Consider the following 18,069-nt stretch of genomic DNA (forward strand, 5'->3'; position numbering starts at 1 on the left):
GTTAATTAGACTTGCCAATAATTTTATTGTATTTGCTTGTATTTTATTATATTTTAAAGCTTGTAATATCCTCAACCAGCTTTTTAGGGGCGAGCCCACAAGCAAATTAATTAAGTAAGTTGTTGTAAAACCGATCGGAAAGCCTGCTCAGCCGGTAACGGTGCAAGAGATTACTTAACTATCATTATACTAATTGTTTATTCTGTCTTCGGGTGTGAACCAGCGGGTTGATTGATTCTTTGAGCTACAGCCGAATATTGCTGTTCAAACCCTCTTGCGTAGAACCTCATCTTTTTTTAAATCCCGATTCACTGCGCGTTGCCGAACTTGCTTCCTCAACTCTCGCACTTTCGTAATTTTACCCAGAAGCGGGTACCGATTCCCAAAGTCGATTTCACCCCGATCGCACCCCCCATCCGATCGACTCCTTTGCGAGCGATCGCCAGCCCAATTCCCGTCCCCGGATACACTTCTTGACCGTGCAGGCGATCGAACAACCCAAAAATTCTCTCTTGAAATTTTTCTTCAATACCAATGCCGTTGTCTTCTACCCAAAGATAGATATATTCCTCCTCAGCTTCTGCATAAACTCGCACCTGCGGCTCTATCCCAGGCGGCACGAACTTAATAGCATTGGAGAGCAAGTTAGCCAAGACTTGCAGCAGCGTACCAGGATGGGCCAACACCGTAGGTAGCGGTTCAACAACCGTTATCCGAGCTTGTTTTTGGGCAATTTCAGCCTCTAGTTGCGCGATCGAGCCAGCCACAATTAAATTCAGAGAGACTGCTTTTAGCGGCAAGTTAGCTTTGCTGAGGCGGCTGTACTCTAGCAAATTTTCGATTAAAGTATTCATCAGACTTGCAGCGTCATTAATCCGATACAAGTAATCCTGGGCGGTAGCATCCAACTCGCTGCTTCTATCTTGGAGCAACGTTTCAGCAAAAAACGAAATTCCCCGCAGAGGAGCGCGCAAGTCGTGAGAAACTGAATAGGTAAACGATTCTAGCTGTGCGTTAACTTCTTGTAACTCAGCAGTACGCTCTCTCACCCGCTCTTCCAAAGTTTCATTAAATTCGCGCAAAGCAAGTTCAGCTTGCTTGAGTTCCGTAATATCTTCTACCAATCCCTCAATGGTACTTTCACCTTCGGCGCGGTAGAGATATTGAGTAAAGCGAATCCATTTTACTCGACCGTCTGCCAAAGGAAATGTAATTTCCAGAGTTTGACACCGAGACTCCCCTGAATCTACCGGTTGCAAAAACAATTGCTGCAGATAAATCCCTTGGACATCTGCTAAATTGCTGGCATCAAACAAGCGCAAGAAAGCTTGATTGCTTTCCAAAAGCTTCCCGTCGGAAGTCGCTCGAAAAACTCCGACATTTAAGCGTTCTAGCAGAGAATTAAGTTGATTTTCTAGTCGGGCGACTCGTTCCCAGGCGGCAACTCTATCGAGTACGCCGCGAACCGCAACGCAAAGGCGGACGTAGTGCTTCGGCGACTTGATAATGTAGTCGTCCAATCCGGCTTTCATCGCCTCTACAGCAATTTCTTCGTTGCCAGTATTCGTAAACATTACAATCGGACATTCTGGATAACGGGCTTTAATAGTTTCAAGCACATCTATACCGTTCGTCCAGCGTAGTTGGTAGTCGGTAATTACCAGATGGAATCCGCCTCGAGTCAGTGCTTCCGCAAATAATTTATCGTCGGGAATTTCTGTTATTTGCAATTGCGAGAATTGCCGCTCTAACTCGCGTTTGACAAGCAGCCGATCCGTTGGGTTGTCGTCAATTACCAGAATGTGTACCACTTTAACAATTTATAATGGTGCCGTTAGCTAGAGTGCCGATCAATCACTCCTAATAAAAATGTTGGATGTTGCCCTTTTAAAATAAAAAATGACGGGCTTCCTCAGTAAAAACTTAATTCACTCGTTACGATAAACAGCCGGGTAACGAGGAAACAAGCAATAAAAATCGGTAAACAGCCACTACAAACCACCAAATTCTCTCGGTTCCGGCAGTTCGGTATAGTTGAGCCAATACTCGTTAAAACTCTGCATCATTTCTAATAAAGAAGCAAACCCGACTGGTTTAACTAAATAAGAATTCACCCCCAAATCGTAAGCTCGCTTGACATCAGGTGTTTGCCTAGAAGAAGTAAGCATAACCACCGGCAAGCGTTTTAGTTCCGGCTGCTGCCTCAGCCAAATTAGAACTTCGTGACCGGATCGCCTAGGCAATTTCAAATCCAGTAAAATTATCGCAGGTAAAGGATAGCGATCGCGATCGCTGTATTCTCCGTCCCCATTTAAATAAAAAACCGCTGCATCTCCATCTCGGACAATTTGCAGCGAAGTATTAGCAAAAGTCTCATTGCGAAATGCCCGCTGCATCAATAGAATATCAACGGGGTTATCTTCCACCAGCAAAATCGTCTGCATTTGGGTCATGCTTCCTCAGTTGTATCCAAAATCGACTGCCTTGTCCTACTTGAGATTCCACTCCCACTTGACCGCCCATGCGATCGACTCCTTTTTTTACAATAGCTAATCCTATACCTGTTCCGGGGTAAGATTCGATACCGTGCAGCCGTTCAAAAACCCGAAAAATGCGTTTTTGATGTTCTTGAGCAATACCGATACCATTGTCTTCTACCCACAGACGGATTATGGGGACTGGCAATACAGGGCTGACCATAAGTAACTGGGAATGTTCCCACTGTCCCACAGTTCCCCTTTCCAATTCTCCCGCTGTATCGCTGTCTGTCTCTCCCTCTTGAGGCAGCTCAAGTTCCTCGGCCCAGATATGCACTTGGGGTGGTGTGCCTTCCACAAATTTTATAGCATTGGTGAGCAGATTGGCGATTACTTGAACTAAAGTAACGCGGTGGGCAATTACCGCAGGCAAGGGCGCTCGAACACTGATTTGAGCCTGCCTGGATTTAGCGTCAGCTTTTACCATAGCAATTGCCTCGGCTACAGCAGATTCTAAGTCCAAAACTTGCAGCGATAAATCTGTGCGGCTCAGGCGGCTGTAAGCTAGCAAATCTTGGATTAATTCTTCTAGTTGTTGCCCAGAATTAACAATTTGCTGGGCGTATTCTTGACCGAGTTCGTCGAGGATGTCACGGTAATCTTCTAATAAAGCTTCAGCCAATCCTTGCATTCCCCGCAGGGGGGCACGCAAATCGTGGGCTACGGTATAGGCGAAAGCTTCTAATTCTTCGTTAGCTGCTTGAAGTTGATTGGTGCGGAGTTCCACTCGCCGTTCTAACGTAGCGTTGAGCATCCGAATTTCTGCTTCTGCTTGTTTGCGCGCAGTTACGTCAAGGGCGGTACTAATTACTAGACTTCTGCCGTCGGAAAGCTTGCCTAAAGGTGCGGAATAAAACTCCCAAATTCGAGTTTCGCCGCTGGCTGTGGAAATCATATATTCGCCTTCAGAAATGCGGGCGTTTAATTGGTGCAGCCGATCGATATGTGCTTGCACTAGCGATTGGCGGCTGTGGTAAGCTTTTTCTGTCCAATCTTCAATTGTGGGAATTTCTGAGTATTCGTAGCCTGAGAGTTCTGTCCAAGCGCAGTTAATTTGCAAAACTTCTCCGTTTTCAGCGTGCAGCATAATTGGCAGCGGTGCGTTGAGAATGGCGCGACGGAAACGTTCTTCGCTTAATTGTAGGGAGTGGCGATCGTGATCTAGCTGGTCTAAAAGTTGATTTTGCTTGATTTCGGCATTGTCGCGCAAAGTTCGATCGCGCTTCACCAAATAGTAAACCAACAGCATCAACAGGAAATTTACTAAACTCGCAACGGTAAAACTCAGGATTGTCAAATGAGCGCTTTTTTTAGATTCTCGGGCGCGCTGCTGCAATAGCTGAGTTTCTTCGGCAGTCATGGCGGCTATCTGCTGCCGAATGTCCCCCATGATTTGCTTTCCCCTACCGGTTTTTATTTGCCGCACGGCTGCTGCTAAGTTTTGTTTGCGTCGCAGATTGAGGGTTGTTTCAAGGTCGGCTAATTTAGAGTCGATCGCAATTTTCAAATCGCGAAGGCGCTGTTGCTGCCGCTTATTGTCAGCCGTTAGCTGCTGCAATCCGACTACTTGCTTGTTGATGCGGGCGAGCGCGCTGTTATACGGTTCTAAATACCGTTCTTCTCCCGTCAGCAAATAACCGCGCTGTCCGGTTTCAGCATCTTTTAAGGTGGAAAGCGTAGCTTCGAGTTCGGTTAAAACTTTGTGAGTGTGGCTCACCCAGTGTTCGTTTTGGATTAACTTGAGAGTGTTGCGGTAGGAAGTTGCCGCATTGAAAATTAGCAGGGCCACGACCATTCCGATACCTGCCGTGATTTGGGGAGTCAGTGATTGTTTCATGAAATAGTCGCTGTGCGAGTCCTGCTTTTTTTATTTTAACTGGATGCGGACTACTCGAATTTTTGGCGCGGGCCTATAGGGTGGCTAAAGACTATAAATTTAAGGCTCAAATGTGCGCTGGATCTTGTTTGTAACTTAGTTTCGATTCTTTTGGCATCCCCCTTAAGCCAGAAATGCCATAAATTGCTCTCTTACGTCTCGTGATTCAGGCAAACGCCACACAATCTAGGGTGGCCAACAAAGCTTTATTCGCCATGTTTTCTTGCATCGATCCTGCTGCTTTCATACTTTCAAATCGCGGCGCAAAAAAAGGAGTTTTTACCTATTGATTTAAGTTGATTTTTGGGCTATATTTTAGATAATGGGAGTGGTAAAACAAATTTTAATTTCGCCAATATTCCCATTATTAAATAATACCTTGTCAAGCCAGCAGCGTCAAGGTTTTTACCGCAAAAAAAAAGGCAAATTTTTAATATTTTATTTAATAAATAATTGGTTGGACGCAGGGGAAAAATTCACAGGAACGATGGCGCGGGTGAATAGTATCAGCAATTCGAGCAATCGGGTAAGTGCGGAGAATTAATGGGTTGAAATTAGTTGAATCTCAAATCCGGTTATATCGCAATTATACTCTCTTGGCTTACGTGCGAGCGATCGAGCGATGTCACCAGCGAGGAATCACGCAAGTGCTGCACTGAGAAAATTATGATTCCCAGTGCAGTGCAGAAACAATATAATTAGACAACCGCAGCGGCTTTCATCGCCAAAATTCGATCGATCGCATCTTCAACCACCTTATCCGGCGTAGAAGCACCAGAAGTCACGCCCACCACAATTTTACCATCCGGTAGCCAACCTTCAGTTACGATCAAATCTGCCCCCAAAGGCTTGTGTTCGATCCGATTTCCGGGTAAAATGCGCTCCGCACAATCAATGTGATAAGAAGGAACAGTTTTGTCGATCGCAATTTCCTGCAAATGCGTAGTATTAGAAGAATTAAAACCCCCAATCACCAGCATCAAATCCAACTTTTCCTCAACCAAACTCAACATAGCATCTTGGCGTTCCTGAGTCGCATCGCAGATAGTATTAAAACTCTGAAAATGGTCGTTCAAATTTTCAGGTCCAAACTTCCGCATCATCGTTTTTTCAAATAACTTACCAATGTTCTCTGTCTCAGTTTTGAGCATAGTAGTTTGGTTAGCAATACCAACACTTTCCAAATCCACATCTGGGTCAAAACCAGCAGAATAAGCCTTGCTAAATTTAGCAAGAAACTCATCGCGGTCGCCCCCATGCAAGATATAATTGCTGACATATTCAGCTTCCTGGAAATTCAATACAATCAAATACTTATCAGCAAAAGAACTCGTAGCAACAGTTTCCTCATGCTTGTATTGACCGTGAATAATCGAAGTATAATTCCTTTTTTTGTGCTTTTCAACAGTATTCCAAACCTTAGAAACCCAAGGACAAGTAGTATCAACAATCTTGCAGCCCTTATCATTAAGCAACTGCATTTCTTGAACGCTTGCTCCAAAAGCTGGTAAAATTACCACATCGCCGCTATCGACAACCGAAAAATCTTTCTGTCCCTTCTCAACAGAAATAAAACCAACTTCCATATCCCGCAAATGCTGATTTACAGAGGGATTGTGAATAATCTCATTAGTAATCCAAATCCGTTCTGACGGAAAATGCTGGCGAGTCTCGTAAGCAATAGCTACAGCGCGTTCCACCCCCCAGCAAAACCCAAAAGCCTCAGCTAGCCGGATCGTAACTGCGCCGCGTTCTAGCCTGTAATTATTGTCGCGAATTTGCTGGATCAGACTGCTTTGATAAGCCGTCTGCATCACCCCAGCTACCTCAGCTTCGTGTCCGAAACCCTTGCGGTGGTAGTTTTCAGACTGTTGGAGCGATCGTTTAAAAGCTTTAGTATCCATGCGGTATCGAGTTGAAATCTAGGTTAATTACCTTTGATTTTAGAATGCTTGGGGTGCGATCGCGATTATTGGCTCAGTAGGGAAGAGGGGATATGCTATTTATACGATCGACACATGATATCAAATCCGTTAGCATCGGAATAGTAAATTCGAGTTCACTGTTGACGGTTGACTGTTCACGGCGTCAACAGTCAACAGTCAACAGTCAACCGTCAACATCATTCCGGTGTAACCGGAAATGATATGAGAGGGAAGAAGGAATGAACCGCGAAGACGCGTTCGGCGAAGCCGTTCCCGTAGGGTAGAACGCGAAGGAAGAAGAAAGAAGAATGAGACAATTGGGCGAACAGGTAGAACAGTTGGCTTATAGAGTGATTGGGGCGGCTATTGAGGTGCATCGGCTTTTGGGGCCAGGATTTTTAGAATCAGTGTATCAGGAATCCTTAGAAGTTGAATTTCGGATGCGGGGGATACCTTGTCAGCCTAAAAAGCCAGTAGCAATCACCTACAAAGGTCATCAAGTCGGCGAAGGTCAATTAGACTTTATGGTTGGCGATATCCTCATTGTCGAACTAAAAGCTGTAGAAAAGCTAGCTCCCATCCACGAAGCCCAAGTTATCTCTTATCTTAAAATGACCAAAAACAGCTTGGGCCTTCTGATCAACTTCAACGTTCCCATCCTCAAAGAAGGCATCAAACGAATCATACTTTCATCTTAACCCTTCTTCCTCTTCCTTCTTCGCGCTCTTCGCGCCTTCGCGGTTCGTTAAAAAAAAAACTTAAAAAAAGCCTAGAGACCCAGATAGCTGAGTCTCTACACGATCGAACTTATTCAAAAAATCAGCTTCAAATCTTCTTAGGCGCAAAAGGAGAACTCGATTCAAACGAACTGAAACCGCCGGCAAAATCCTCACCGTAAGCTTCTTCCCCGTGCTCGCCGATATCCAAACCTTGGTCTTCAGCAGATGAGGGCACTCGCAGTTCCATAAACTGCCCCAAAATTTTCAGGATCGCAAAAGTGCCGACAGCCGCAAACAGGTAAGTAGCTAGAATGCCTACCAACTGGATGCCGATTAGCCCCGGATTCCCGGCAAACAGCCCGTCATTTCCGGCTGCGTTAACCGCTTTAGTCGCAAACACGCCAGTCAGAATCGCTCCTATAGTTCCGCCGACGCCGTGAATCGGGAAGGTATCCAAAGAGTCGTCAAATCCCAGCTTAGCCCGGAAACTAACGGCAAAGAAGCAGCAAACCGAAGTGATCGATCCGATCAAAAGCGCTCCCACTGGAAACACGAATCCAGCCGCAGGTGTGATTCCCACCAATCCCGCGAGGAAACCGCTAGCAATTCCCACTGCTGTCGGTTTGCCTCTGAGCACCCATTCCACAATTGTCCAAGTTAAACCGCCGGCTGCTGCTGAAATCATCGTGGTGACAAAAGCCACTGTTGCTAAAGAACCAGAACTCAAAGCACTACCGCCGTTGAAGCCAAACCAGCCAAACCACAGCATCCCAATTCCCAGCAAGACGTAGGGTACGTTGTGGGGGGTGTGGGGCTTGTTTAAGTGGTCTTTGCGGGGCCCGATCATCCAAGCTGCGACAACCGCTGAAACACCGGAACTGATGTGCACCACTGTGCCGCCGGCAAAGTCCAGAGATCCGATCGCCTGCAGCCAGCCTCTACCCCAAACCCAGTGGGCTAAAGGAGAGTAAATGAAGGTAGACCACAGCAGCACGAACCAGAAATAGGTTTTAAATGTTACCCGTTCGACGATCGCCCCGGAAATCAAGGCTGGAGTGATGATGGCGAACATCATCTGGTAAACCATGAAGACTTGGTGCGGTATTGTCGGTGCGTAGCCGATCGGATCTGGTGTGTCCGCCGTGACGTTGTTCAAGAACATCCAGTCCAAGCCGCCGATGAAGGTTTCGAGTCCTTGGGCAAACCCTTTATCATTGAGGTTGCTGCGAGTGACATCAAAAGCCAAACTGTAGCCCCACAGCGTCCAGGTGACGCCGATGACTCCCATCATGACTAAGCTCATCATCATGGTGTTGAGGACGTTGCGCGATCGCACCAGTCCCCCGTAGAAAAAGGCCAGTCCCGGTGTCATCAGCAATACCAGTGCTGAGGAGATTAACATCCAGGCCGTATCGCCGGTGTCGATCGGATTCGGCGCCACCGCAGCAGCAGCACCAGCAGCATCTTGAGCTAAGGCATTGTCCGTTAGCGGCACGCTTAACAGCCACAGCGCCATGATGCCGATCATTAAACTTTTTTTGATCACGTTAGTTGTACCTTCTCATACTCAGCAATTTTCAGGGAAGACCGAGCCGATTTTAGATGCGAGGATTTTAGATGCAATAGTTATTTGGTTTTAAGTCCCTGTTTTAGCGGAACAAATCTTCAATAGATAATTCCCCAATCCTCAACCCCCTGACTTCGTATAGCCGGACTCATCTAAATTCGTCAACCCTCAATCCAATGCTCTATGCCTTTTGGATTGCACCATTTGTACAAACAGTTATTCTGTATCACCCTATACTAAATAGCTAAGTATCATATTTCTTAATCTATCAGTGGATACTTGACATAGCCAGTGACAACAGAGTAGTCGGGGAGGGGGAGTTGAGGAGATGGCAAGAGTTTTGAGTTGGCGAGACTGGGAGGAGGAAAGAGGGAGAGTTAGGGAGAATGTTACTTTATCCTTTATCTTTCTAACTAATGACTAATAACTAATGACTCATGACTCATTTTTCAACTGCATCTGATCGAACAGTTGCAGGGCCGAGCGCCACACCAGATAACCTTGATCGTTAAGGTGCAAGCCGTCTGTGCTGAGTTCGGTTGGCAAATTGCCGTCAGCATCCGCAAACAGCGGGTACAAATCCAGATACAAAACATTTTCAGAACTAGCAATTTCTTTCAGCCGTCGATTTATTGCCCTAATCCGACTGTTAGGAATCGCCAACAGGCGATCGCGATTTTCCCAAGTAGCTTGTTCCCCGCTGTGGGGCAAAATCGACTGCACAACCACTTGTGCTTTGGGGTGAGCCCACCGCAAATCGCGAATAATCTGCCGCTGGTTGTCCAAAATCCCTTCGTCACTGGTCCCCCGCAACAAATCGTTAATCCCGATCATCACAAACACCGTATCCGGCACAGTTCGATCGAACAACTGCAACCGCTTCAGCAAACCCACGGAAGTCTCCCCCGAAATCCCTTGATTCAGCCAAAATCGATCGACTGGTAACAGCTTGGTCGGAAACCACATACTTAGAGAATCCCCAGCCAAAACACTCAGTCTTGAGGGTCGATTCGCCGCCGCCGCCTCAGCTTCGCGACCCAACTGCGTCACCCACTGCTGGTAAGTCCATTTATGTCGCGGTCCGGGAACAGGCACGTCTAGCGCTGCGTTTGCAGAGGTAGCCAGTTGGTCAATTTGTTCCTCAGCGCCTTCTGCCGTCACCGCATCATTCGCCTGGAAGCTTTCTGTCAAGTTGTGTCCCCCCAGGAGTAGTTGAGCAAGTGTGAATATCAGTACCCCGTTCGTCACCAAAGATAGCAAAGCCCAAACCGGAACAGCTTTCGATCGGCTAACTTCCATCCCTAAGAGGGATTTATGAGTTCTACTTCTGCTACCTCCTCCAAACTTCTCCATAAACTCAAGCTATTTGCAGGCTTCACACCGAATAATTTGCACTCATTGCTGCATCAAATTTTACCGCTCAATTAAAGCCTCAATTCTTGTAAGAATCAAGCACGGTGCTGTGTTGGGCAAGGGCGGCGATGCAGAACTTTGCTTTTTCGCACTACTTTACCATAAAAAATCTGCCTACCAAACTTTCTTGCACCGCAATCGGATTTGTCAAAACTGCAGCACTGCACAAAAATATATCTAAAAGTGATCGAACTTACTCAGTTATGATGCTAAAATCCAAAAATGAAAAAATTAACTATAACTGAAGCAGCCAAAATTAAAGGTGTGAGCGCTTCCACCTTACGCAGGTGGGAAGCCGAAGGCAAGCTAATACCGGAACGCACGGCTAACGGTCACAGACGGTATGACTTAGCTCATCTTCTCGGCTTAAAACCCAACGGCGCTTTAACCATAGCTTACGCTCGGGTTAGCAGCCACGACCAAAAAGATGATTTAGACAGACAAAAACAAGTTTTGGAATTGTTTTGTGCCTCTCACGGCTGGCAATTCCAAATCATTGATGATGTGGGTTCTGGGGTTAATTACAGTAAGCGGGGTTTACAACATCTAATTAGGGCGATCGCAGACAATCAAGTAGAAAGGCTGGTATTAACTCACAAAGACAGACTGCTGAGATTTGGTTGTGAACTAATTTTTAATTTGTGCGAACAGTTTGGGACAGAGGTAGTGATTGTCAATCAAACCGAAAATGCTAGCTGTGACGAGGATTTAGCTAAAGATCTACTAGAAATAATCACTGTTGTCTCCGCCCGCCTTGATGGCAGCAGCAATCCGAAGAACAAGCGCATCCTTGAAGAACTTAAAGCCATTGGCGGTAAACTCTAATCAATAAACCAGTTTACAAAGCTCGTCATTTACAGATTCTCAATTCCCAATTACCAATTACCGGCGCACATCTCATCCAATCGGAAACTACTATATGTAAGGCGTTGCATAATAGCGGCATGATTTTGATTTTTTTTATGGGATGGGCCCCTGACCCCGAAGGCGTGTATTTTCACAGCAGCCGGGACCCCCCACAATAATCATCCTCCAATTGTGCAACGCCATATGTCAGCCCTTAAACGTTAACTAAAAATAAAATTATGCCCGCGTTCGCATCGAAGATTGAAACGCGAGCACAACGATAGACAGCCATAAGTAGGCGGATTTCAGATTGTGGTTTTTCTGAATAAAGGCGTGAATTAGCTGATAAATAGCTAATCTAGGACACGAAAGCTGAATTGGTTGATCGATCGCACGGTCTACAGTTTGTTAGCTTTCCCCCCAGAACCCCCACCATAACCGCCGTAGCCGCTCTCACTTCTGTTATCAAAGCTCGTTTCCTTCACAAACCCGGTGTAAGCTTCCATTCCGTGTTCGCCGATATCCAAACCTTCAGCCTCCTCTAAAGCAGAAACGCGGATACCCAGCAAAGCTTTGAGTGCCATCCAAAAAATCGTACTCAGTAGCACGGTCATCCCGCCTACAGAGATAATGCCGACCAACTGGTTCCAGAGTTGACCGAAACCTCCGCCCACGAGCAATCCGGCGGCGGGGCCTGCGGTATAAAGTCCAGTTGTAGGCCCGTCAGCAAACAAGCCCACTGCCAGAGTTCCCCAGATGCCACAGACTAAGTGAACTGAAGTTGCGCCTACAGGGTCATCAATTTTCAAGTTGTCGAAGAAAGTTACGGCGAAAACTACCAGGATGCCGGCGATTGTGCCGATTATGGCAGAGTTGGGCACGTTGATCCAAGCGCAGCTAGCTGTTACGCCCACTAAGCCAGCAAGGATGCCGTTGATAATCATCGAAAGGTCGGGTTTGCCAAGGTATAGCCAAGCAGTAATGGTTGCAGCAACTCCCCCGAAGGCACCAGCAGTGTTGGTGGTGATCGCAATGTGGGTGATCGCATTTGGATCGACTGCCATTGTCGAACCGGGATTAAACCCGAACCAGCCCAACCACAGAATCAAACAGCCCAGGGTGGCAATGCTCATATTATGTCCCGGCATCGCCACAGTATCGCCGTCGCGGTACTTGCCGATCCGCGGCCCCAAAAATGCCGCTCCCATCAAAGCAGCCCAACCGCCTACCGAGTGAATCACTGTCGAACCGGCAAAATCCCAGAAGCCTGCTTTTGCCAGCCAGCCGCCGCCCCAAATCCAGTGTCCGGTAATTGGGTAAGCAATGCCTACTAGCAGCAAGCTGAAAATTAAGAATTCAAGGAATTTAATCCGCTCTGCAACGGCTCCAGAAACGATCGTCGCAGCAGTTCCCGCAAAAACTAACTGGAAAAAGAATTTAGCGTTGAGGGGGACTCCCGTCCAGTTAAGCGAGTCGAAAATGCCTTGATAAGCCTCTCCTGTGGCGGGGCTGTTGTCGGCTACATTCCACAGAAAAAATCCGCCGCTGGTGCCTATAAAACCGTTGCCGTCGCTGAACATTAAGGCAAAGCCGATCGCCCAATATGCGATCGTAGCAAGCGCAAAAACAATCAAGTTTTTGGAGAGCACGTTGACTGCATTTTTTTGGCGGCAAAAACCGGTTTCCAACATACCGAAACCGGCGTTCATAAAGAACACTAGCATCCCAGCAACCATGACCCACATGGTATCCATGCCCACCTTAAGGCTTGCTAATTGTTCCTCGGTGGTTGGCGTGGCAGGGGTTTGGGCTACCGCCGCATATCCCCACACCAAGACGATGATTGCAGCTAAAGGTATGCAGGCTTGCCAACTTGGACTGAGGCGGGCGATCGCCCGTTGTAACTTCTTCAACCTGTTGACTTTCGTAAAAAATTTAGCTGCTGGCAAATTTAAAGCATCCCGCCTGACTTGTTTCGACTTTTTCTTTCCGACAGTCATTTTAATCACTTTTACCCTCTTTACGGCTAGTAAGCTCAGCAATATTCGGAAAACTTTCCAATCTTACTACAAACGTTTATGGATTATTTGTTGAGATTGAGATAGTTATGATAGCCTAGCTCTTCTAATTGATTTTGTTTTTTCAGTACAGATTCGGACAAATTTTTGCGGTAATGCAAGACTCGATCTAGCAATTCCGGCTGATGAGCTGCCAGTATCTGAACTGCCAGCAAGCCAGCATTTTTAGCGTTGCCGATCCCCACTGTTGCTACGGGTATCCCCGCTGGCATTTGCACGATCGAGTACAGCGAATCTACCCCTTGCAGGTGGCGGCTGGGTACAGGCACGCCAATTACTGGCAAGGGCGTTAAAGATGCTACCATACCCGGGAGGTGCGCCGCTCCCCCGGCTCCTGCGATAATGACTTTCAAGCCTCGTTGGTGCGCGGTTTGGGCGTATTCCACCATGCGATCGGGGGTGCGGTGCGCCGAGACGATCGCCACGGAGCAAGCAACACTGAATTCTTCGCAAACTGCGATCGCATCTTTCATGGTTGGCAAATCCGAATCGCTACCCATGATAATTCCAACTGTCGCTTGATTCATAAAATTTTCAGATTTGAGATTTCAGATAAATGCTAATTTTAAATGATTGCGTTAACTCAAATTTAGATATTTTGTACCAAAACTGACCGTTAAAAGCAATTTTGCCACAAGCCCCCGTCTGAGCAGCCCTGGAGCCAGCCAAAAGCAAAAAGCTCCCCCTCCTCATCGCCAGCCACCGGATTTATCCGTAGCGAATATTAAACCTAAAATCTAAAATCTAAAATCTAAAATCGGATGACTGAAGCCACAACCCCAACTGCCGCCCGCACAGATATTCTCAATGTTCGCCTCCCCGGTTGCAAGGATTTGCAGATGCTTGCTGTTGACGAAATGGGCATCATTCAAGAAGTTTGCCCGATGGACGCCGTATTTAAACGGATTTGTCCTCCCGATTTGCAAGTGCTTGATGTAGCAGGCGATTGGCTTTCTCTAGGCGGTGTTGACTTGCAGATTAACGGCGCCCTAGGTTTTGCTTTTCCCGATTTAGAAAGCAAGCATATGGAAATGTTGCCGAAAATTTGTCAATTTTTGTGGAATCAGGGAGTCGATGCTTTTTTGCCGACTTTGGTGACAACTTCGCTGGATAAGTTTAGGCGATCGCTCTCGACTATAGCTGATTATATCCGCACTGTACAAACCGCTGCTCCGGCAACAATTAAGCCCAAAACAGCGGAAATTCTCGGTGTTCACCTCGAAGGCCCTTTTCTCAACCCCCAGAAGCGAGGAGCTCACCCAGTTGAGTTTTTATTACCGCTCACTATAGAAAATGTCAAGCAAGTTTTAGGAGATTGTGCCGATATTGTCAAAATAATTACTTTAGCGCCGGAGTTAGACAGCACTGGCGAAGTCATTTCCTATTTGCAAAGTTTGGGAATTTCCGTCAGTCTCGGACACTCCCAAGCGACGGCAGAGCAAGCGCAGCAAGCATTTGAGCGGGGAGCGTCAATGGTAACTCACGCTTTTAATGCGATGCCGAGTTTGCACCACCGAGAACCGGGTTTGTTGGGAGCGGCGATTGTTCATCCGGGCGTAAAATGCGGTTTAATTGCTGACGGCAAGCACGTTTCTCCGACAATGATTGATTTTTTTCTGCGCGCTGGTAGGTATGAAAAAGGCGTTTTTTTAGTGAGCGATGCTTTGGCTCCTTTGGGTTTGCCTGACGGTGTTTATCCTTGGGATTCCCGACAAATTGAAGTCAGAAAAGGTACGGCTTGGGTAAGATTAGATTACCATTCCCCCCTGGAATCTGCTACTTTGGCGGGTACAACTCTGCCGCTGTTGGCGGGAGTGCAGAATTTGGTGGAGTGGGGGATTTGCGATGCCGAAAGTGCGATCGCCCTGGCAACTGAATCTCCGAGAAGGGCGATCGGAATTTCGGGAATTATGGGCAAATCGGCAACTCAATTGTTGCGCTGGAATTTAAATGCGACGACAAAGGAATTGACTTGGCATCGACTCTTTTAGCCTGTTATACCCTTTTAGATTAAAGAATTGAAAAAGTGCGAATCGGTCAACTGATATTACCCGATAGTTTTAGATTTTAGATGTGCCGTTTTCATCGAAAATCTAAAATCGCCAATCTAAAATCTGTTGTTGCAAGTTGCACATTTTCCGAACCGGATTGCTATATAATATCTAACCGTTGGCAATAACTCAGCAGCAGGCAGATCGATGAATTTGGTAGACGACAAGACTATAGTTAGACAGTATTTTAACTCGACGGGATTCGATCGCTGGCAGCGAATTTACGGCGAGGGCAAAGTCAATAAAGTTCAGCTAGACATCCGCACCGGCCACCAGCAAACGGTGGATACAGTCATCAAATGGCTGCAAGCTGACGGCAATTTGCCTGGGCTTTGTGTCTGCGATGCTGGCTGTGGTGTAGGCTCTCTGAGCATTCCTCTGGCTGACGCTGGGGCAATTGTTTGCGCTAGCGATATCTCTGAAAAGATGGTAGCAGAAGCTTACGATCGATCGACAGCAGTCCCCGGCAAGCTCTACAACATCTCCTTCGCAGCCCAAGATTTGGAAGCTTTAACCGGCAAATTCCACACAGTGATTTGTTTGGATGTGCTCATCCACTATCCTCAAAATAAGGCGGCAGAAATGATCGCTCACCTAAGTTCGATCGCCGAATCGCGACTAATTCTTAGTTTTGCACCCAAAACTTTAGCACTCACCGCCCTCAAAAAAATTGGTGAACTTTTCCCCGGCCCGAGCAAAACTACCCGAGCTTACCAGCACCGCGAAGCTGATATTATCAAAATCTTAGAAAGCAATGGTTTTGTTATTAACAGAACAGCGATGACTAGCACTAGCTTTTACTATTCTCGCTTGCTGGAAGCTGTGCGGAAATAGGTTAAAAATATCTGCAAAAAAGCTAATTTCTAATCAGCCTAGGGTGCGCCCCGCGCACCTTCCCTTCCCAGAGTTAGGCCAGTGAACATCTCTACTATGCGATTGCTTGGCGGAGGCTAGCAATGAAAAGTAAGCCACGCACCGCGCACATTCGATATCAACAATTAAATGTTTTTCCCTGCTCCTTCTTCCTTCTTCCCAATTCACTAAATATTATGTCAACGCTAATTTTAATTCGCATTTTTATAGCAGCGGCAGCCGTATTCGGAGGTTTATCAGTTGCAGGCGGTGCTTTCGCCTCCCACGCTTTGAAAAATCAATTGAGCGATCGAGCTTTAACCATTTTTGAGACTGGCGCCCGATATCAAATGTACCATGCCCTGGCTTTATTACTCGTCGCTTTACTCTTGAGTCGCGCCCAAGAGTCTCAAACCTTTTTTGCAGTTGCTGGATGGGCTTTTATTGCCGGCACAATCATCTTTTCAGGCAGTTTGTACGCCCTGAGTTTGAGCGACATCAAATGGCTGGGTGCAATTACGCCACTGGGGGGGGTTGCTTTTATTGCCGGTTGGGGATGTTTGGCAGTCGCAGCTTTTAGTTTTAAATAGGCAATTCGTAAATTTGAGGCAATTCCCAATTCCCAATTATCTAATTTTCAAAAACATCGCTGGAAAACATCTCAGTCACAGTACGCAAGTAAGGTACAAATACCGTTAAATCTTCAGCAGGAAGCCGCTCGCATATTTCCCAAAATAAAATCAGCAGCATATCCTGCACTAACTCCCAACTTACATGAAGTTTCGGATACAACATCACGCAAATTGGAAACAATTCTTGCTGTACCGGGTGAATGCTACCTTCCAAAACGCACCAGCACAAATAGCTTTGAAAAATCTCGACATCCCGGATACCAGAAATTTTTACCTCGCGATCGCTCAAATACCCGCTGCTGCTGCGGTATCCTTGATGCTGGGAACTAGCTCGATCGTACACTGCACTAGCAATCTGAGTCGTGTGCTGCAACAAATGCTGAACGGCTAATAGAGCTCTTGAATTCGGGGGCTGATTCGCCGCAGCCTCGTTAATCTCTCCGTAGGGAATGTGCAGGTAGTCGTCTACAACTTTTAAGTAGGGCGCAAATTCCGCTCGCTCTGAGTCCGAAAGACATCCTAACAAGATTTTGCTAGTGTATTGAAATTCCAGTGTCACAAATCCCAGGACTAACGGATCTGTCTCTGAGTATTTTCGCCTCACTTTGATAATATCTTTTCCCACGAGCACTGACACGCGGAAAACAGGTTCTCTATCCGCATAAGCGTCTATTGCTTTCTGATATAAGGTACGAGTGTCGGCGGAAATTTCTAAAGGATTAATTAAGCTCTTATCGATAGCGTGCCGCTCTATTTGTTTCCCTAAAAGAGCTTCTACTCTACTCCAAGCTATCTCGCTGGCTAATTTCAGGGTATCTGTCAATTTGTCAACTATTGGGGCTCTATTTCCCTCAAAATTAATTAAATCGAGGCTGGGGAGAATTTGGCGTGGCGCTTTCTTCTCTCGTGTCGCAACGGTACTGTAATATTTTTTTGCCCAGCTAACTGCGAAGGAAGAAACGCTGGCCCCTTTAGCTTTTGGGAGTTTGTCAGTCTCCGGTCCGGTAATACCTTGGGACGCCTGACTTGCGCCCTGTTTAAGTTTGTCTGCTGCTGGTAAAGATTTTGAAGATATTTGTGAAATACCCGTCATGATAAACCTCGTTTTTTTATTAAGTCGCACCGGATCGATTCCCCTAATTTTTAACGTTGTTAACTACAATTTTCTGCATTTTTACGCTGACAGTCATCAGCCATTACGCTTAAAGCTATAAGCCATTTGGCTCGACTGCCTGCATCTTTTATAAGCTGCACGTTAATAACGTTATTTATTGTGCGATCGATCACCATCACCCTGTGATCGCGACCCTAATCTATTTTTTTGACGTATAATGAAGGCTGGAAATAAATTTAATTTGTCTTAAAAGCTGAGAATTAAAGTTAAGTCTGCTTAAAAAAAACTGCTGCTTGAAATACCTTATCTTTGTTTTGAAGCGCTTTGGTTGAGCGCCCTAATCTCTTTAAGAAGGTAGGCTACAGCACGTTCTAGGGGGTGACTTTGGTTAATTTATTTCTATAGCTGAATTAGAAATGTATTTTTAGTCTGGCGATTGTTAGGAAACCCTAACAAATT

At 46.4% G+C, this 18,069-nt stretch carries 14 protein-coding genes; 5 read left to right on the forward strand and 9 right to left on the reverse strand.

The window, feature by feature from the left end:
- Positions 1 to 335: 335 nt before the first annotated feature.
- From QUA47_RS02350 to QUA47_RS02365, 4 genes are all read right to left on the reverse strand, one after another.
- Positions 336 to 1,811 carry an ATP-binding protein gene (locus QUA47_RS02350; protein WP_333429572.1) on the reverse strand — a complete coding sequence of 492 codons (1,476 nt, stop codon included), beginning with the start codon at positions 1,809 to 1,811 and terminating at the stop codon, positions 336 to 338.
- Positions 1,812 to 1,991: 180 nt separating this feature from the next.
- Complete coding sequence (locus QUA47_RS02355) at positions 1,992 to 2,453, reverse strand: response regulator (protein ID WP_333406404.1); 462 nt, start codon at positions 2,451 to 2,453, stop codon at positions 1,992 to 1,994.
- A complete protein-coding gene (locus tag QUA47_RS02360; RefSeq protein ID WP_333429573.1) occupies positions 2,416 to 4,374 on the reverse strand; it encodes a CHASE3 domain-containing protein in 1,959 nt (652 codons plus the stop codon). The genes QUA47_RS02355 and QUA47_RS02360 overlap by 38 nt, the downstream gene beginning before the upstream one ends.
- A 737-nt stretch (positions 4,375 to 5,111) precedes the next feature.
- Positions 5,112 to 6,317 (reverse strand): 4-hydroxy-3-methylbut-2-enyl diphosphate reductase, encoded by a 1,206-nt coding sequence (locus QUA47_RS02365; protein WP_333219263.1) that lies wholly within the window; start codon positions 6,315 to 6,317, stop codon positions 5,112 to 5,114.
- Between the two features lie 329 nt (positions 6,318 to 6,646).
- Here QUA47_RS02365 and QUA47_RS02370 point away from each other — a divergent pair, with 329 nt between their 5' ends.
- Positions 6,647 to 7,036, forward strand: a complete 390-nt coding sequence (locus QUA47_RS02370; protein WP_333219261.1) for a GxxExxY protein — start codon at positions 6,647 to 6,649, stop codon at positions 7,034 to 7,036.
- Between the two features lie 127 nt (positions 7,037 to 7,163).
- On the opposite strand, the gene QUA47_RS02375 is transcribed toward QUA47_RS02370, so the two are convergent.
- Together QUA47_RS02375 and QUA47_RS02380 are read right to left on the reverse strand one after the other, a co-directional pair.
- On the reverse strand, positions 7,164 to 8,603 hold the full coding sequence (locus tag QUA47_RS02375; protein ID WP_333429574.1) for an ammonium transporter: 1,440 nt from the start codon (positions 8,601 to 8,603) through the stop codon (positions 7,164 to 7,166).
- Positions 8,604 to 9,059: 456 nt separating this feature from the next.
- Entirely contained in the window at positions 9,060 to 9,923 is an 864-nt protein-coding gene (locus tag QUA47_RS02380) for an SGNH/GDSL hydrolase family protein (RefSeq protein WP_445302476.1), read from the reverse strand.
- Positions 9,924 to 10,259: 336 nt separating this feature from the next.
- Here QUA47_RS02380 and QUA47_RS02385 point away from each other — a divergent pair, with 336 nt between their 5' ends.
- Positions 10,260 to 10,862: an IS607 family transposase gene (locus tag QUA47_RS02385; RefSeq protein ID WP_333429576.1), complete on the forward strand. Its 603-nt coding sequence runs from the start codon at positions 10,260 to 10,262 to the stop codon at positions 10,860 to 10,862.
- 419 nt (positions 10,863 to 11,281) lie between these two features.
- Here QUA47_RS02385 and QUA47_RS02390 read toward each other — a convergent pair whose 3' ends face one another.
- Positions 11,282 to 12,883, reverse strand: a complete 1,602-nt coding sequence (locus tag QUA47_RS02390; protein ID WP_333429577.1) for an ammonium transporter — start codon at positions 12,881 to 12,883, stop codon at positions 11,282 to 11,284.
- 83 nt (positions 12,884 to 12,966) lie between these two features.
- Entirely contained in the window at positions 12,967 to 13,488 is a 522-nt protein-coding gene (purE, locus tag QUA47_RS02395) for a 5-(carboxyamino)imidazole ribonucleotide mutase (RefSeq protein WP_190735709.1), read from the reverse strand.
- Positions 13,489 to 13,722: 234 nt separating this feature from the next.
- Here purE and nagA point away from each other — a divergent pair, with 234 nt between their 5' ends.
- From nagA to QUA47_RS02410, 3 genes are all read left to right on the forward strand, one after another.
- Positions 13,723 to 14,952 (forward strand): N-acetylglucosamine-6-phosphate deacetylase, encoded by a 1,230-nt coding sequence (gene nagA, locus QUA47_RS02400; protein WP_333429578.1) that lies wholly within the window; start codon positions 13,723 to 13,725, stop codon positions 14,950 to 14,952.
- Between the two features lie 207 nt (positions 14,953 to 15,159).
- Positions 15,160 to 15,846, forward strand: a complete 687-nt coding sequence (bchM, locus tag QUA47_RS02405) for a magnesium protoporphyrin IX methyltransferase (RefSeq protein ID WP_190661485.1) — start codon at positions 15,160 to 15,162, stop codon at positions 15,844 to 15,846.
- 215 nt (positions 15,847 to 16,061) lie between these two features.
- Positions 16,062 to 16,454, forward strand: coding sequence for a DUF423 domain-containing protein (locus tag QUA47_RS02410; RefSeq protein WP_039886547.1), 393 nt, complete (start codon positions 16,062 to 16,064; stop codon positions 16,452 to 16,454).
- A gap of 40 nt (positions 16,455 to 16,494) precedes the next feature.
- Here the strand turns inward: QUA47_RS02410 and QUA47_RS02415 are convergent, their stop codons facing one another.
- On the reverse strand, positions 16,495 to 17,589 hold the full coding sequence (locus QUA47_RS02415; RefSeq protein ID WP_333429579.1) for a hypothetical protein: 1,095 nt from the start codon (positions 17,587 to 17,589) through the stop codon (positions 16,495 to 16,497).
- Positions 17,590 to 18,069: the final 480 nt, after the last annotated feature.

It is taken from the genome of Microcoleus sp. MON2_D5, assembly GCF_036701905.1.
In the GTDB taxonomy this organism is placed as follows: Bacteria; Cyanobacteriota; Cyanobacteriia; order Cyanobacteriales; family Microcoleaceae; genus Microcoleus.

What these genes read in the sequence shown, in the direction of transcription:
- purE (WP_190735709.1), bottom strand. Translation starts at nt 13,488, where the DNA reads ATGAATCAAGCGACAGTTGGAATTATCATGGGTAGCGATTCGGATTTG.
- bchM (WP_190661485.1), top strand. Translation starts at nt 15,160, where the DNA reads ATGAATTTGGTAGACGACAAGACTATAGTTAGACAGTATTTTAACTCG.
- QUA47_RS02390 (WP_333429577.1), bottom strand. Translation starts at nt 12,883, where the DNA reads ATGACTGTCGGAAAGAAAAAGTCGAAACAAGTCAGGCGGGATGCTTTA.
- nagA (WP_333429578.1), top strand. Translation starts at nt 13,723, where the DNA reads ATGACTGAAGCCACAACCCCAACTGCCGCCCGCACAGATATTCTCAAT.
- QUA47_RS02360 (WP_333429573.1), bottom strand. Translation starts at nt 4,374, where the DNA reads ATGAAACAATCACTGACTCCCCAAATCACGGCAGGTATCGGAATGGTC.
- QUA47_RS02380 (WP_445302476.1), bottom strand. Translation starts at nt 9,923, where the DNA reads ATGGAAGTTAGCCGATCGAAAGCTGTTCCGGTTTGGGCTTTGCTATCT.
- QUA47_RS02410 (WP_039886547.1), top strand. Translation starts at nt 16,062, where the DNA reads ATGTCAACGCTAATTTTAATTCGCATTTTTATAGCAGCGGCAGCCGTA.
- QUA47_RS02385 (WP_333429576.1), top strand. Translation starts at nt 10,260, where the DNA reads ATGAAAAAATTAACTATAACTGAAGCAGCCAAAATTAAAGGTGTGAGC.
- QUA47_RS02415 (WP_333429579.1), bottom strand. Translation starts at nt 17,589, where the DNA reads ATGACGGGTATTTCACAAATATCTTCAAAATCTTTACCAGCAGCAGAC.
- QUA47_RS02365 (WP_333219263.1), bottom strand. Translation starts at nt 6,317, where the DNA reads ATGGATACTAAAGCTTTTAAACGATCGCTCCAACAGTCTGAAAACTAC.
- QUA47_RS02355 (WP_333406404.1), bottom strand. Translation starts at nt 2,453, where the DNA reads ATGACCCAAATGCAGACGATTTTGCTGGTGGAAGATAACCCCGTTGAT.
- QUA47_RS02370 (WP_333219261.1), top strand. Translation starts at nt 6,647, where the DNA reads ATGAGACAATTGGGCGAACAGGTAGAACAGTTGGCTTATAGAGTGATT.